The organism is Pseudomonas sp. Marseille-Q0931 (genome assembly GCF_940789645.1).
Lineage (GTDB): Bacteria > Pseudomonadota > Gammaproteobacteria > Pseudomonadales > Pseudomonadaceae > Aquipseudomonas.
Window position 1 is genome coordinate 30,700 of the sequence record NZ_CALNWT010000002.1, and the last position, 13,977, is coordinate 44,676.

At 64.6% G+C, this 13,977-nt stretch carries 14 protein-coding genes; 10 read left to right on the top strand and 4 right to left on the bottom strand.

Features of this window, described 5'->3' with window-relative positions; translation table 11 throughout:
* Window positions 1–26 precede the first annotated feature (26 nt).
* Together P3C50_RS06545 and P3C50_RS06550 are read right to left on the bottom strand one after the other, a co-directional pair.
* On the bottom strand, window positions 27–1,148 hold the full coding sequence (locus tag P3C50_RS06545; protein ID WP_275545378.1) for a fatty acid desaturase family protein: 1,122 nt from the start codon (window positions 1,146–1,148) through the stop codon (window positions 27–29).
* On the bottom strand, window positions 1,106–2,191 hold the full coding sequence (locus P3C50_RS06550; RefSeq protein ID WP_275545379.1) for a ferredoxin reductase: 1,086 nt from the start codon (window positions 2,189–2,191) through the stop codon (window positions 1,106–1,108). The genes P3C50_RS06545 and P3C50_RS06550 overlap by 43 nt, the downstream gene beginning before the upstream one ends.
* 149 nt (window positions 2,192–2,340) lie before the next feature.
* On the opposite strand from P3C50_RS06550, the gene P3C50_RS06555 reads away from it, so the two are divergent.
* The 10 genes from P3C50_RS06555 to azu all read left to right on the top strand — a co-directional run bounded on the left by P3C50_RS06555 (window position 2,341) and on the right by azu (window position 10,518).
* Window positions 2,341–2,976 (top strand): TetR family transcriptional regulator, encoded by a 636-nt coding sequence (locus tag P3C50_RS06555; RefSeq protein ID WP_013713896.1) that lies wholly within the window; start codon window positions 2,341–2,343, stop codon window positions 2,974–2,976.
* 163 nt (window positions 2,977–3,139) lie between these two features.
* On the top strand, window positions 3,140–3,640 hold the full coding sequence (gene ureE, locus P3C50_RS06560; RefSeq protein WP_275545380.1) for an urease accessory protein UreE: 501 nt from the start codon (window positions 3,140–3,142) through the stop codon (window positions 3,638–3,640).
* 34 nt (window positions 3,641–3,674) lie between these two features.
* Complete coding sequence (locus P3C50_RS06565) at window positions 3,675–4,349, top strand: urease accessory protein UreF (protein ID WP_275545381.1); 675 nt, start codon at window positions 3,675–3,677, stop codon at window positions 4,347–4,349.
* A gap of 16 nt (window positions 4,350–4,365) precedes the next feature.
* Window positions 4,366–4,980 (top strand): urease accessory protein UreG, encoded by a 615-nt coding sequence (gene ureG / locus P3C50_RS06570; protein WP_013713893.1) that lies wholly within the window; start codon window positions 4,366–4,368, stop codon window positions 4,978–4,980.
* A gap of 82 nt (window positions 4,981–5,062) precedes the next feature.
* Window positions 5,063–5,635 (top strand): HupE/UreJ family protein, encoded by a 573-nt coding sequence (locus P3C50_RS06575; protein ID WP_275545382.1) that lies wholly within the window; start codon window positions 5,063–5,065, stop codon window positions 5,633–5,635.
* A 161-nt stretch (window positions 5,636–5,796) separates the two neighbouring features.
* Window positions 5,797–6,711 carry a glycerophosphodiester phosphodiesterase gene (locus P3C50_RS06580; RefSeq protein WP_275545383.1) on the top strand — a complete coding sequence of 305 codons (915 nt, stop codon included), beginning with the start codon at window positions 5,797–5,799 and terminating at the stop codon, window positions 6,709–6,711.
* Window positions 6,712–7,239: 528 nt separating this feature from the next.
* Window positions 7,240–7,854, top strand: coding sequence for a LysE family transporter (locus tag P3C50_RS06585; protein ID WP_275545384.1), 615 nt, complete (start codon window positions 7,240–7,242; stop codon window positions 7,852–7,854).
* A gap of 237 nt (window positions 7,855–8,091) precedes the next feature.
* Window positions 8,092–8,679 (top strand): TIGR00730 family Rossman fold protein, encoded by a 588-nt coding sequence (locus P3C50_RS06590; RefSeq protein WP_197857078.1) that lies wholly within the window; start codon window positions 8,092–8,094, stop codon window positions 8,677–8,679.
* Window positions 8,680–8,744: 65 nt separating this feature from the next.
* Window positions 8,745–9,680, top strand: coding sequence for a DUF808 domain-containing protein (locus tag P3C50_RS06595; protein ID WP_275545385.1), 936 nt, complete (start codon window positions 8,745–8,747; stop codon window positions 9,678–9,680).
* A gap of 388 nt (window positions 9,681–10,068) precedes the next feature.
* Complete coding sequence (azu, locus tag P3C50_RS06600; protein ID WP_275545713.1) at window positions 10,069–10,518, top strand: azurin; 450 nt, start codon at window positions 10,069–10,071, stop codon at window positions 10,516–10,518.
* A gap of 38 nt (window positions 10,519–10,556) precedes the next feature.
* On the opposite strand, the gene P3C50_RS06605 is transcribed toward azu, so the two are convergent.
* Both P3C50_RS06605 and P3C50_RS06610 read right to left on the bottom strand, forming a co-directional pair.
* Entirely contained in the window at window positions 10,557–11,450 is an 894-nt protein-coding gene (locus P3C50_RS06605; RefSeq protein WP_275545386.1) for a transglutaminase-like domain-containing protein, read from the bottom strand.
* Window positions 11,447–13,933 carry a circularly permuted type 2 ATP-grasp protein gene (locus P3C50_RS06610; RefSeq protein WP_275545387.1) on the bottom strand — a complete coding sequence of 829 codons (2,487 nt, stop codon included), beginning with the start codon at window positions 13,931–13,933 and terminating at the stop codon, window positions 11,447–11,449. The genes P3C50_RS06605 and P3C50_RS06610 overlap by 4 nt, the downstream gene beginning before the upstream one ends.
* Between the last annotated feature and the right edge of the window lie 44 nt (window positions 13,934–13,977).

The window sequence follows — 13,977 nt, forward strand, 5'->3', positions numbered from 1 at the left end:
GCCTGTGACGGGCTCAACCGAGTCACTCACGCCATCCCGGCAGTGGGCAAACGGTAGATCCAGATGCGCCGCAGGACGGTCGCGAACTGTCCCCACAGGGTCCCGCTGTTGTAGTGCTGACCGTAACGTTCGGCGATCAGACGCACCTCACGCGCCAACTCGGCATAGCGGCGCGCCGGCAGATCCGGAAACAGGTGATGCTCGATCTGGTGGCTGAGGTTGCCGGTGAGGATATGCAGCAGCGGGCCGCCGGACAGGTTGCTCGAACCACGCAGCTGGCGCAGGTACCAGTGACCACGCGTTTCACTTTCCAATACCTCGGGTGCAAATACCGCCGCCTTTTCGGTGAAGTGACCGCAGAAGATCACCAGAAAGGTCCACAGATTGCGCAGCAGGTTGGCCACCAGGTTGCCGATCAGAACGGCCAACGCATTGGCACCGAGCAGCAAGGCCAGCAGCGGAAACACCAGATAATCCTTGACCCATTGCCTTGCCAGCTTGGCGCCGAACTGACGGGCCAGCGGTTTCACTTCCTCCTTGCTGATACGCCCCTTGATCAGCTTGTCCAGGCGCAGGTGCTGAATGGCCACGGCGTACTGGAACAGCAGCGCCTGGATCGTCACCCAAAGCGGTTGCCAGCGATAAAACGGCTTCCAGCGCTGCTCGGGGAACACGCGCACCACGCCGTAGCCGACGTCATCGTCCATGCCCAGCACGTTGGTGTAGGTGTGATGCACATGGTTATGCGTATGCCGCCAGAAGTCGGCCGGCCCGACGATGTCCCACTCATACTGGCGACCGGCGAATTCCGGATCGTTCATCCAGTCGTACTGGCCGTGCATCACGTTGTGGCCCAGCTCCATGTTCTCGAGGATCTTGCCCAGCCCCAGCAGCAGGGTGCCGAGCAGCCAGGTTGGCGGGAACCAGCCGAACATCAGCAGCGCGCGACCGCTCCAACAACAGAAACGTACGGCACTGCGCACGCGACGGATATAACGGGCATCGCTTTCGCCTAGGTCGGCCAGCGTGCGCTGGCGCAAGGCATCCAATTCCTGGCCGAAGGCCTCGAGTTCGGCGGGACTCAGCTCTCGATCAAGGCGGGCGGTCACAGGTCGATCTCCACATCCCCATGCGGGGCACTGACACACAAGCGAATGGGTTGATGGGGTTCAGCGAACAGCTCGCCGCTGCGCAGATCGCGCACCGAGCCGGCCAGCAGCAAACAGGTACAACTGGTGCAGATGCCCTGACGGCAGCCATGAGCCGGGCGCAACCCGGCAGCTTCGGCCTGCTCCAGCAGACTTGCGTTGCTGCTGCCAGAGACCTGCTGCCGGCTCCGGGCGAAGCTCAAGCGGACCTCGCGGTCCTCCACGTCGGCCAGCATCGGAAGTGGACTGAAGCTTTCCGATTGCAGGCTGCTCCCGCGTCTGGCGCCATGCCACCAGCCACACGCCTGCTCGACGAAACCACGCGGGCCGCAGACCCGCAGATGATCGCCCGGCAACGCGGCCAGCCGTTCGGCCGACAGACGATCACCCTCGCCACTGAAAACCCACTGCACCTGGACGTTGGCATGACGTGCCGCCAATGCCTGCAGCTCTTCGGCAAACGCCTGTTGCCCTTGGCGGCGCACCTGATGCAGCAGTGTCACCGGCGCGGCGAAGCCACGCGCCAGAGCGTCACGCAGCAGGCCGAGCAATGGCGTGATGCCGCTGCCTGCAGCCAGGAGCAGCACAGAGCCTTGCTCCTGCGGCCAGGCGAAATCACCGAATGCCCGGCCCAGTTCAATCACCTGACCGACCGCAAGGTCGTCGAGCAGCAGATTGGACAGGCGCCCATCCGGCTGGCGTTTGATCGCGATCTCGATGCGCCCGTCGGCTGCCACCGACGTCAGGCTGTAACTGCGTCCGTGGCGAACCCCGTTTTGCTCCAGATACAGCTGGACATGCTGCCCGGCCCGCCAGTCCTGCGCATTGCCATTGCAACACAACTTCAGCGCCAGCATGTCTTCAGCCACCCAACGACGCGCTTCGACTTGGGCGAACACACGATTGAGGCGCAGTGTCGGGTGCAACTGGCGCAGGCATAGATCGACATCCGCCTCACGCAGCCAACCGCCGCTACAGAGCTGGCGCAGCGGCCACAGGCAACCCGCAACCCAACGTGCCCCTGACAGGGAAAGTAAAGCCATCGAAAGAAATCCAGTGAACACTTGTACACAAGGCTGACAGAAAGCATAGTTTTCAGTCAACAGTTGTTCACCGAACGATGTCGGCTCGGTTCGACGCTGGCGCTGCGCATTTGCTAGAGTGCGGCATCGCTCAACGACCCCGATCTCGCATGACGCCACGCGCCGAACAAAAGCAGCAGACCCGCCAGGCCCTGATGGCTGCCGCCCTCACGCTGATGGAAAGCGGCCGCGGTTTTGGCAGCCTGAGCCTGCGCGAAGTGACACGTGTCGCCGGCATCGTGCCCACCGGTTTCTATCGCCATTTCGCCGACATGGACGAACTCGGCCTGGCGCTGGTGGCGGAAGTCGGCGAGACCTTCCGCGCGGCGATCCGCCAAGTGCGCCGCCACGAGTTCGAAATGCGCGGCATGATCGACGCATCGGTGCGCATCTTTCTTGCCGAAGTGGCCGCCAACCACGGTCAGTTCCTCTTCCTCGCCCGCGAGCAATACGGTGGCTCGCGCCCCGTGCGCCAGGCCATTGCGGCACTGCGCGAACGCATCACCAGCGACCTGGCTGCCGATCTGAAGCTGATGAACCGTATGCCGCACCTCGACGATGCAGCGCTCGACGTGGTCTCGGACCTGGTGGTCAAGACCGTGTTCGCGACCCTGCCCGAGCTGATCGACCCGCCCGCCGAGACCCTGCCCGCCCATCTCACTGCAGAAGCCAAGGTCATCCAGCAACTGCGCTTTATCATGGTCGGCGGCAAGCACTGGTTGGGCCTCGGCAAGCCCTCGGACTAACGCGCACCAAAAGCGCGCACTTCAAACGAAAACGCACCAAATCAATCCTGGCCGCTTCGCCAAGTTATCCACAGAGGGCTTGAACGCCCCGGCCTGCGCCAATCTTCGGCCTTGGCAAGCCACTTGCACTATTTCCGGGCACATTGCCCCGGAATAGATACGCATGCTGGTGATCCACGCCCGAATCGCGCCGCAGAGCGCCTGCGACGCCGAACTGGAACTGACCTTCGAAGCCCGCAGCAAGAGCCGCCTGCGCTGTTTCACCACTGGCGGTGAAGAGGTAGGCCTGTTCCTCGAACGCGGCCAACCGGCACTGGCCGATGGCGAGTGCCTGCTGGCCAAGGACGGGCGCATCGTCCGTGTACGGGCCAAGGCCGAACCGCTGCTGCACGTGACCTGCGCCAGCCCCTTCGAGCTGATGCGCGCCGCCTACCACCTGGGCAATCGTCATGTTGCCCTGCAACTGGGCGACGGCTGGCTGCGCCTGCCCGATGACTACGTGCTCAAGGCCATGCTCGAACAACTCGGTGCCACGGTCGAAGCCGTCGAAGCGCCCTATCAGCCCGAGCAAGGTGCCTACGGCGGCGGCCATCACCATTCCCATCATGGCGACGAGGAATTCAACTACGGTCCGCGCCTGCACCAATTCGGGGTGCGCAAGTGACGCTGCCCCCATCGAGCCAGGCAAAGGCAACGCCATGAAACCAGCCTGGGCATTGTTGCGCCTGGCCAGCCCACAGCTGCCCATCGGCGGCTACAGCTACTCGCAAGGGCTGGAATGGGCCATCGACAGCGCCCTGATCACCGATGCCGACAGCGCCGAGCACTGGCTGGCCGATCAACTGACGCTCAACCTCGCCCGCTTCGAAGCCCCGCTGCTGCTGGCTCACTGCCGCGCAGCGGACGCATGTGACTGGTCGCGCCTGCAGCAACTGGCCGAACAGCACCGCGCCAGCCGCGAAACCCGCGAGCTGGCCCTAGAGAGCCGGCAGATGGGGTATTCGCTGCGGCAACTGCTCGAAGGCCTGCCCGAACTGGACGAGGCAGCGCGTGACGCACTTGCTGCCCAGGACGAACCTGGCCTGGCACTGGCCTGGGCACTGGCCGCACGCGCCTGGCAGATCAGCCCGGATGACGCCTTGGCCGCGTGGCTCTGGGGCTGGCTGGAAAACCAGCTCGCCGTGCTGATGAAGGTGTTGCCGCTTGGCCAGCAGGCCGCCCAGCGCCTGACCAGTCGCCTGCTGCCGCAGCTCGATGACGCCCAGCAGCAGGCTAACAGTCTTTCCCCCGAACACTGGGGCAGCGCCGCCTTCGGCCTGGCCCTGGCGAGCATGGCGCACGAGCGCCAGTACTCGCGTCTCTTCCGCTCCTGACGAGGAACAACAACCCATGAACAGCCAACCTCTGCGTGTCGGTATCGGCGGCCCGGTCGGTTCCGGCAAGACCGCACTTACCCTGGCGCTGTGCCGTGCCCTGCGCGAGCGCTACAACATCGCCGTGGTCACCAACGACATCTACACCCAGGAAGACGCCCAGTTCCTGGTGCGCAACGAGGCCCTGGAGCCCGAACGCATCATCGGCGTGGAAACCGGCGGCTGTCCGCATACCGCGATTCGCGAGGACGCCTCGATCAACCTGGAGGCGGTGGAGCAGCTCAACCGCCGCTTTCCGGGCCTGGACCTGATCATCGTCGAATCCGGTGGCGACAACCTGTCCGCCACCTTCAGCCCGGAGCTGTCCGACCTGACCCTGTACGTGATCGACGTGTCCGCCGGTGACAAGCTGCCACGCAAGGGCGGCCCGGGCATTTGCAAGTCCGACCTGCTGGTGATCAACAAGGTCGACCTCGCGCCCATGGTCGGCGCCTCGCTGGAGGTGATGGAGCGCGACACCCTGAAGATGCGCGGCGACAAGCCCTTCGTCTTCAGCAACCAGAAAGTCGGCCAGGGTCTCGACGAGATCATCGCCTTCATCGAACGCCAGGGCATGCTCACCGCCGCCTGAATCTCCCCTCTCCCGCTTGCGGGAGAGGGGCCGGGGGGAGAGGGCCGCCTTTCTCCCTAACCACTGAGTCAAGGAGACCTCTATGAATCTGCGCAAAACCCTCTACACCATCGCCCTGCTCTGCTCCCCGGCGGTGGCACTCGCCCATCCTGGGCATGGCGATTCCGGCCTGATGGCCGGCCTGGCCCACCCGGTGTTTGGCCTCGATCACCTGCTGGCGATGTTCGCCGTCGGCCTGTGGGCCGCGCAGCAAAGCGGCGCGGCGCGCTGGGCGCTGCCGGTGACCTTCGTCGGCAGCATGTTGATCGGCGGCCTGCTGGGTTTCGGCGGTATGGAGATCCCGATGATGGAAACCGGCATCGCCGGCTCCGTGCTGGCTTTCGGCTTGCTCGTAGCCGTGGCAGCGCGTCTGCCGGTAGCGATATCCATGGCGCTGACCGCCCTCTTCGCCCTGACCCATGGCGTCGCCCACGGCCTGGAACTACCTGATCTGGCCAGCCCCTTCGGTTATGCCATCGGCTTCGTCGTCGCCACCGCAGCACTGCATGCCGTCGGCTTCGCCCTCGTGCGTTTCCTGCCACAAGCCGCGGCACCGCTGGTGCGTATCGCTGGCGGCGCTTCGGCAGCGACCGGTGTCTGGCTGCTGGCGAGCTGAGTCTGTTCTGGATGTGCGTTGGGCTATTAAAGGGCGCCCCGGCGCACCACTCGCGACAGTTTTAAGGTACGCACGGCACACACTACCGGCCTCAGCATTGGCGCTTGCCAATGCCGCTGCGCTGGGGCACAAAGTCCCGAACCGGTTTCGAGACCCTGCCTATGCTGCGCCTCACCCGATTTCTGCTCATCCCGCTGCTGCTGATCGGTGCCGTCGTTCTGCTACTGGCCCTAACCAGCAAGCCGGCGAGCACGCCCGCCGTGCTCGACGACCTGGGCCAGCATCCACTGGTCATCGCCCATCGTGGCGGCGCCGGTCTGTGGCCTGAGAACACCCTGTTCGCCTTCGAACGGGCCGCCGCACTCGGCGTCGACATGCTGGAGATGGACCTGCACCTGAGCCGCGACGCCCGACTGGTGGTCATCCACGATGACACGCTGGAGCGCACCACCAATGGCCAGGGCCCAGTCGCGCAGTTCAATCTCGCAGAGCTGCAAGCGCTGGATGCCGGTTACCAATGGACCGCCGATGGCGGCCAGAGCTATCCGTATCGCGGCCAGGGCACGCGTATTGCCACGCTGGAAGAAGTGTTCCAGCGCCTGCCACTGATGCCCAAGGTGCTCGATCTCAAGGTGCCCGATGTCGGCATGGAGGCCGTGCTCTGCGAAATGCTGGCGGCCTACGATCAGCTCGACCGCGTCATAGTCGGCAGCTTTCATGAACGCAGCCTGCAGCGCTTTCGCCAACTCTGCCCGGAGGTAGCGACCTCCGCCGGACCGATTTCGGTGCGCTTGCTGCTGGCGCTCAACTGGCTGGGACTGAGCGACGTGCTCTCGCCGTCCTACTCGGCATTGCAGATTCCTCCACAGCACAGCGGCCTCACCCTCGCCACCCCGCGCCTGGTGCGCAATGCTCAGCATCGTGGCCTGCAGGTACACCTGTGGACCATCAATGAGCAGCCCGAAATGCGAAGGCTGCTGGAAATGGGCGCCAACGGCCTGATCACCGATTATCCGGACCGCGCCTTGCAACTACTCGGGCGCTCCACCCAGCTAGGCGCGCTGCCCACTGACTAGGCTGACGAAAACTTCGACGCTTGCCTGACACCCAGCTGCGCCGGGCCATCAGACGACTCTTCACCAGTTTATCCACAGTCCGCTCAACAGTTTTAGGGGATAACCAGCACGCGCCGCTTGATGCTAAGAACAAGCTCTGGACAAAACGGCGCTTTTCATATCCTCCCACTGGCCTATCGGAGCAGTGATCAGAAAACGCACAAAGCGCTGAAAGACTTGCAATGCGTGGGATTCAGCAAGAGGTACAGAAGTTATCAACAGCATCGCCCACAGCTATCGTGGACAAGCGCAACGAGCTGCGAAAGTAGCACTGGAAGATGTCAAGTCCCTGTGCACAAAGGAAATTATCGACTGTTCAAATGTTCACCAGCAGGTTGGAAGCGGCGTATTTCAAGAGCCGTAGATGGGAACCACCAGCTTATCCACAACTCTTTCAACAGCCTGCGTGGAAAACTTTATTTTCATCTCCTGGCATGCTGTCTGCTTATGGGGAGTAGCCTTCGTTTCCTGCCTAGTAAGGATGCTTCAATGTTCAGTTTCTTCCTCGCCGCCATGCTGCTCGGCTTCGTCTTCAACGCGGCCCCAGGAGCGGTGTTCAGTGAAACCCTGCGTCGTGGCCTGCGCGACGGCTACAAGCCGGCATTGCTGGTGCAGATCGGCTCTCTGGTGGGCGATGCCACCTGGGCGGCCCTCGGTCTGACCGGCCTGGCGCTGTTGCTCGACAGCGCGCAGATCCGTTATCCACTGACTTTGGCCAGCGCCTTATATCTGGCCTGGCTCGGCTACCAGTCCTTGCGTGACGCCCATCGCCCGCCGCAGCCAAACGACGACGGCCAGGTTGCGGCGGGCGGAGCCTTCGCCGCGGGTGCCGCGTTGTCGCTGACCAACCCGCAGAACATCGTCTACTGGGCGGCCATGGGCGGCGCGATGGCGGCCATCGGCGTAGCTCAGCCGACACCGACTCACCTGGCGGTGTTTTTCGCCGGTTTCATGGTCTCGTCGCTGCTCTGGTGTTTCATCTGCGCCGGCCTGGTGGATTGGTTCCGCCGCGCCGCATCGTTGATCTGGCACCGCCTGACCTACGCGGCCTGCGGCGTGGTACTGCTCGGTCTGGCCGGCATGAGTGCACTGGAGCTAGTCTGATCGACTGGCGGCTATCGCCACCATCGAAACAATCTAAGGGCGTGGCGCCAGCGCCGGGGCTAGCCTGCAGCACATGTCCCCCGCGTCAGGAAGCCGCGCCATGCCCCTCAAACACCTGCTCAAGCAACTGCTCGCCAGCTACGCCTGCGCCACCTGCGGCATCGATACACGCCACTGACCCTTGGTGGTTGCGCAGCGGCTGGTTACCCTTGGCGCACTCAGCCAAGGAGTCCGTTAATGTCCCTGCGTAGCGTCTGCGTCTTCTGCGGTGCCAGCCCCGGTGCCAGTCCCATCTACCGTCAGGCCGCCGAAGCGCTTGGCCAGCACCTGGCCGAACGCGGCGTACGGCTGATCTATGGCGGCGGCGCCGTCGGCCTGATGGGTGTGGTCGCCGATGCGGCGCTGAATGCCGGCGGCGAGGTCATCGGCATCATCCCGCAAAGCCTCGAGCGTGCCGAAATCGGCCATCGTGGCCTGACCTGCCTGGAAGTGGTGGATGGCATGCACGCCCGCAAGGCGCGCATGGCCGAACTGGCCGACGCCTTCATCGCCCTGCCCGGCGGCCTCGGCACCCTGGAAGAGCTGTTCGAAGTCTGGACCTGGGGCCAGCTCGGCTACCACGCCAAGCCACTGGGCCTGTTGGAGGTGAATGGCTTCTACAGCAAGCTGGGCGATTTTCTCGATCATCTGGTCGCCGAACGCTTCGTGCGCCCGCAGCACCGCGAGATGCTGCAGATCGCAGACACCCCACAGGACCTGCTCGACGCGCTGAACGAGTGGCGGCCCAGCGTGGCGCCGAAGTGGGTGGATCGCTCGCCCGTCTGAGTCTGTACGCAGACATGTAACACAATGCTACGCTCTGCGGCTTCTCTCCTTACGGAAGCCGCAACATGGCCGGAAGCAGCCTGCTCGCCCTGATCGACGACATCAGTACCGTCCTCGATGACGTCGCCACCATGACCAAGATCGCCGCACGCAAGACCGCCGGCGTCCTGGGTGACGACCTCGCTCTCAATGCCCAGCAGGTTACCGGCGTGCGCGCCGACCGCGAGCTGCCGGTGGTCTGGGCAGTGGCCAAGGGTTCGCTGTTGAACAAGGCGATTCTGGTGCCGGCCGCCCTGCTGATCAGCGCCGTGGCGCCCTGGCTGGTGGTGCCGCTACTGATGCTCGGTGGCCTGTTTCTCTGCTACGAAGGCGCGGAAAAGCTGCTGCACAAGTTGCTGCATCGGCATGAGCCCGAGGAGCAGCAGGCGCGCCTGGAGGCGGTTGCCGACCCTGCGATCGACCTGGTGGCATTCGAGCGCGACAAGATTCGCGGCGCCGTGCGCACCGACTTCATTCTCTCCGCGGAAATCATCGCCATTACCCTCGGCACCGTCGCCACCGCCAACTTCCTCAATCAGGTGCTGGTGCTAAGCGGCATCGCCCTGGTGATGACCATTGGGGTGTACGGGCTGGTCGCCGGCATCGTCAAACTGGACGATGCCGGGCTCTATCTCAGCCAGCGCACCAGCGCCCTGGCTCAGGCTTGCGGACGCGGCATCCTGCGTCTGGCGCCCTGGCTGATGAAGGCGCTGTCGGTAATCGGCACCGCAGCCATGTTCATGGTCGGCGGCGGGATACTCAGCCACGGCCTGCCGCCCGTCGAAGCTGCCGTGCATCACGCGGCGGATTGGGTCGCGCAGGATGCAGGACAGCTACTTTCGGCGGTGGTGCCGACGCTCCTCAATGCCCTGCTGGGCGTGGTCGCCGGTTTGCTCAGCCTGCCGTTGGTCAGCCTCGGCACACGCCTGTGGCAGATGCTGCGCCCATCGAGAACTAGTTGAGTCGGTCATTTCCTGATCAGCCGGCGGTACGCTTCGACAGGTGCGGCCGGCAAGTACTTTCCCCAAGCTTATCCACAGCTTGCTCCACGCTTTTCGGGGATAAGCCGGATCGGCTGAATTGAGCCCGCAGATTTTCTTGGCCTGACTGCAATCAATTCATTACAAAGGATTTTTTGCTTGGCAGATGGGCCCTGAGCAAAACCTGACCAGCCACCCGAAAAGCCCGAAGAATAAGGCTCTGGCGCGCCATTGCAGAGCTTCTCAACAGAGTTACCCACAGATTGTCGGGATAACCTGACGTGGCGTTCGGTCGCAGCCCATAACACTGAAAGCTGTGCGAATCTTTGCCAGACCTGACCGGAAACTCAGAAGCTGGAGGATTCACATGATGTTGCGTAACGCCGCTCTAATCGCTCTGCTCGGCCTGGCCAGCACCCCGCTGCTCGCAGCCGAATGCTCGGTGGATGTCGACTCGACCGACCAGATGACCTTCAACACCCAAGCCATCTCCGTCAGCAAAAGCTGCGAGACCTTTACCGTCAACCTCAAGCACACCGGCTCGCTGCCCAAGACCGCCATGGGCCACAACTGGGTGCTGAGCAAGACCGCCGACATGCCCGGCATCGTCACCGACGGTATCCCTGCCGGCCCGGACGCCAGCTACCTCAAGGCAGGCGACGAGCGTGTGATCGCTCATACCGACCTGATCGGCGGTGGCGAAAGCACCTCGGTGACCTTCGATGTCAGCAAACTGGCCGCAGGCGAGGACTACAGCTTCTTCTGCTCCTTCCCCGGCCATTACTCGATGATGAAAGGCAGCGTGAAGCTGGTCGACTGAGTCATCTCCAGGGCCTCAAGCGAGGCCCTTCATCCCGCCTATCCGAGCGGCAGCACCGTGACCTGCACTTCCGGATCATGACTGCCGCCTCCCAGGATCACTCCACGCAGCGGCGACACGTCGGAGAAATCCCGGCCCCAGGCCAGGGTGATGTGTTCCAGGGCCGGCCGCACATTGTTGGTCGGATCGAAGTCCACCCAGCCCTGACGCGGGCAATACACCGATATCCAGGCATGCGACGCATCGGCGCCGATCAGCCGTGGCTGGCCGGGTGGTGGCTGGGTCAGCAAATAGCCACTGACGTAGCGGGCAGCCAGGCCGCGTGAGCGCAGGCAAGCGAGCATCAGATGGGCGAAGTCCTGGCAGACACCGCGCTTCTCTTCCAGTACTTGCAATAGCGGTGTCGCCACCTGGGTAGCGCCGGCATCGAAGCTGAACTCATCGAAGATCTTCTGCATCAACGCCTGACCGGCCTGCAGCAGCGGACGATCGGGGGTGAAACAGTCATCAGCGTAGTCGGCGAAGACCTGCTTGAGACGCACGTAGGGCGACTCGAAACGGTAGCGCGCCGCCTCCAGCAGCGCTGGCGCCATCGGCTTGCCGCTGTAGCTGAGAGCAGCGCAGGCTTTTTCCCAGCTCGGCGAATCATCGAGATTCAGTGGCGCCCGCGCCAGCACCTCGACGCGCAAGCGCGCGCTGACGCTGAGCTGCTCGTGCGGGCGCTCGAACACCAGGCGGGTCAGCGGGTTGCCGAACACGTCCAGGCCGTCACGGCGCTGGCAGGGCTGCGGGTCGATGCGCAGCTCCTGCTCGTGGCAGCGCTGCCACGGGCATTCGCGCGGCCACAGGTGCGCCAGTTGCTGGGCCAGGGAAACCGGCGCCGAGTAACGGTAATGGGTGTCGTGAAGAACCTGATACAGCGCGCTGCTCATGAGGATTGCGTCCGCTGGCTGACATCGACATGGGCGAAGAAACGCAGCCCGAGGTGATCGGAAACCGCACCGGCGGCTTCGCTGATGGCCACCAGCAGGTCGGCCAGTCCTTCGAGCACCGCACGGGTACTGCCAGGGCCAAACAGCGGGTTTTCCAGGCTGGCGAGATTGAAAGCGGCAAGCTGTTGCTCGAGATAGACCAGGTAGCGCTCGGCCGGCAACTCGAAGCGCTCGTGAAGTCCCTCCAACGAACGCAGCAGCGTGCGCATCTGGAAGATCACGGCATGTGGGTTCTGCTCATCCAGCAATAGCAGGTCGAGCACCGGGATCAACTGCGCCGAGGCCAGGTAGCGGGTGCGGTAGGTGATGCTGCTGTTGCCCAGTTCCAGCAGCCACTCCTGCGCCGACTGGTCGGTGGCCGAGCCGCTGCGCAGGAAGCCGGCGAAGCTGTCGCAGAGAAACTGCAGACGCTCGATGTAGCGGCCGAGCATGAGGAAGCGCCAGCCGTCGTCGCGGGTCATGTCGTCGAGGGCGAAGCCGGAAAGCGCCGCCAGCGACATCAGCAGGCGATTGAGAAAATCCAGCAGCTCGCCGAAGTCGGCCGGTTGGCCTTCGAGCAGTTGCGCCTCGCGCTGCAGCTCCACCAGCGCCTGCCAGTTGGCCTGGGACAGCTTGCCGCGCACGCTGCCTGCCGCCCATTGCAGGCGCTGCAGATTGGCGCGCAGGCTGGCCGGCCAGTCGCCGCCAAGCAATGCCTGCAGCAGGCGCGCTTCCAACTCACCCTCCTCCGGATCTGCCAGCAGGCCCAGATCCTGCGCCAGCGCCAGGGCGCTCTGCAGCGCCTGCGGATCGTCGTCATCGTCGACGTAGCGCGCCAGCATGATACGCAGCAGCCGCGCATTGCCCTCGCAGCGCTCGGCGTAACGACCGAACCAGTACAGGTTCTCCACCACGCGCGAGGGCAGGAAGGGGTCGCTGCGCACCAGGTCGGCGGTGCCGAGGGTGCGTTGCGTCTGCCAGGGCTCACCCGCGCTCTGCCGGGTGCCCAGCACCCAGGTGTCCTTGCTCGCACCGCCACGCTGCATCGAGACCACTTCGGCATCGGCCTCGGCGGCGACGCGGGTCAGACCACCGGGCATCACCCGGTAGCCGTCGGCACTGGCCACGGCGAACACGCGCATGCCGATGGCGCGCGGCTGCAGGCCGCTGCCATCCCACACCGGCGCCTGCGACAGCTTGGCCCGCGCCTGCGCCACATAGGCGTAGGGGCGCTGTTTGAGGCGTGCCGCCAGCTTGACGCGCTGCGCCTCGTCGAGGTCACGACCGAACACCGGGGTGAAGCTCTGCGAGGGGAAGGCCGGGCGCACCAGCAACTGGTCGAGTTTCTCTAGCGCCTCGTCCAGTACCGGCGGCTCGCCGCACCACCAACTGGCAATGGACGGCAATAGCAGTTCCTCGCCGAGCAGATGCTCGCTGATCGCAGGCAGGAAACCCGGCAGACCGGGCGACTCCAGCACGCCGCTGCCCAGGGCATTGGCCACCAGCACGCGGCCACGACGCACCGCTTCGAGCAGGCCAGGCACGCCAAGGGCCGAGTCGGTGCGCAGCTCCAGCGGGTCGCAGTAGTCGTCGTCGAGGCGGCGCAGCACCGCATGCACGCGGCGCAGGCCGGCCAGGGTCTTGAGGTAGAGGGTAGCGTCGCGCACGGTCAGGTCGCTGCCCTCGACCAGCGGGTAGCCGAGCTGACGCGCCAGGTACAGATGCTCGAAATAGCTTTCGTTGAAGCGCCCCGGCGTCAACAGCACCACCAGCGGCGTCTCGCCGCCGCTCGGTGCCTGGCGCGCCAGGGTGTCCTGCAGGGTGCGAAAGAAACCAGCCAGGTACTGCACGCGCAAGTCGCGGTACAGCTCGGGGAAGGCGCGCGAGACGATCTGCCGGTTCTCCAGCGCATAGCCGGCGCCGGAGGGTGCCTGGGTGCGGTCGGCGGTGACCCACCAGCGGCCGTCCGGTGCCCGTGCCAGATCCACCGCATACAGATGCAGCCAGGTACCGCCCGGTGCCTGCATGCCCTGGCACGGCCAGAGGAAGTTGTTGTGGCCGAACACCAGCTCGGTCGGTAGCAGACCCTCGGCGATCAGTTTCTGCGGCCCGTAGAGATCGGCCAGCACGCGGTTGAGCAGGGTCGCACGCTGCGCTACGCCAGCGGCGATCTGCTGCCACTCATCAGCCGGGATCAGGTTGGGCAGCAGATCCAGCTCCCACGGGCGGTCGGCACCGTCCGGGTCGGCGTAGACGTTGTAAGTGACGCCGTTTTCCTGAATCTGACGGGCCAGCATGGCCTCGCGCTGCGCCAGGTGCTCGGGGCGGCTACGCGCCAGCTGCTCGTAAAGGCGGCGCCAGTGCGGGCGCACGTTGCCCTTGGCATCGAGCAGTTCGTGGTAAGCCCCGGCAGGGGGCGGGTAATCGGCTAGCAGGTCGTGCATGGCAGGCTCGGCAGTGCAGCATGATGCAGGTTGATGTGGCCCCA

Bases quoted from the DNA above. Each gene is read 5' to 3' on its own strand.
- P3C50_RS06550 (WP_275545379.1), bottom strand. From the start codon at position 2,191: ATGGCTTTACTTTCCCTGTCAGGGGCACGTTGGGTTGCGGGTTGCCTG.
- P3C50_RS06555 (WP_013713896.1), top strand. From the start codon at position 2,341: ATGACGCCACGCGCCGAACAAAAGCAGCAGACCCGCCAGGCCCTGATG.
- ureE (WP_275545380.1), top strand. From the start codon at position 3,140: ATGCTGGTGATCCACGCCCGAATCGCGCCGCAGAGCGCCTGCGACGCC.
- P3C50_RS06565 (WP_275545381.1), top strand. From the start codon at position 3,675: ATGAAACCAGCCTGGGCATTGTTGCGCCTGGCCAGCCCACAGCTGCCC.
- ureG (WP_013713893.1), top strand. From the start codon at position 4,366: ATGAACAGCCAACCTCTGCGTGTCGGTATCGGCGGCCCGGTCGGTTCC.
- P3C50_RS06575 (WP_275545382.1), top strand. From the start codon at position 5,063: ATGAATCTGCGCAAAACCCTCTACACCATCGCCCTGCTCTGCTCCCCG.
- P3C50_RS06580 (WP_275545383.1), top strand. From the start codon at position 5,797: ATGCTGCGCCTCACCCGATTTCTGCTCATCCCGCTGCTGCTGATCGGT.
- P3C50_RS06585 (WP_275545384.1), top strand. From the start codon at position 7,240: ATGTTCAGTTTCTTCCTCGCCGCCATGCTGCTCGGCTTCGTCTTCAAC.
- P3C50_RS06590 (WP_197857078.1), top strand. From the start codon at position 8,092: ATGTCCCTGCGTAGCGTCTGCGTCTTCTGCGGTGCCAGCCCCGGTGCC.
- P3C50_RS06595 (WP_275545385.1), top strand. From the start codon at position 8,745: ATGGCCGGAAGCAGCCTGCTCGCCCTGATCGACGACATCAGTACCGTC.
- azu (WP_275545713.1), top strand. From the start codon at position 10,069: ATGTTGCGTAACGCCGCTCTAATCGCTCTGCTCGGCCTGGCCAGCACC.
- P3C50_RS06605 (WP_275545386.1), bottom strand. From the start codon at position 11,450: ATGAGCAGCGCGCTGTATCAGGTTCTTCACGACACCCATTACCGTTAC.
- P3C50_RS06610 (WP_275545387.1), bottom strand. From the start codon at position 13,933: ATGCACGACCTGCTAGCCGATTACCCGCCCCCTGCCGGGGCTTACCAC.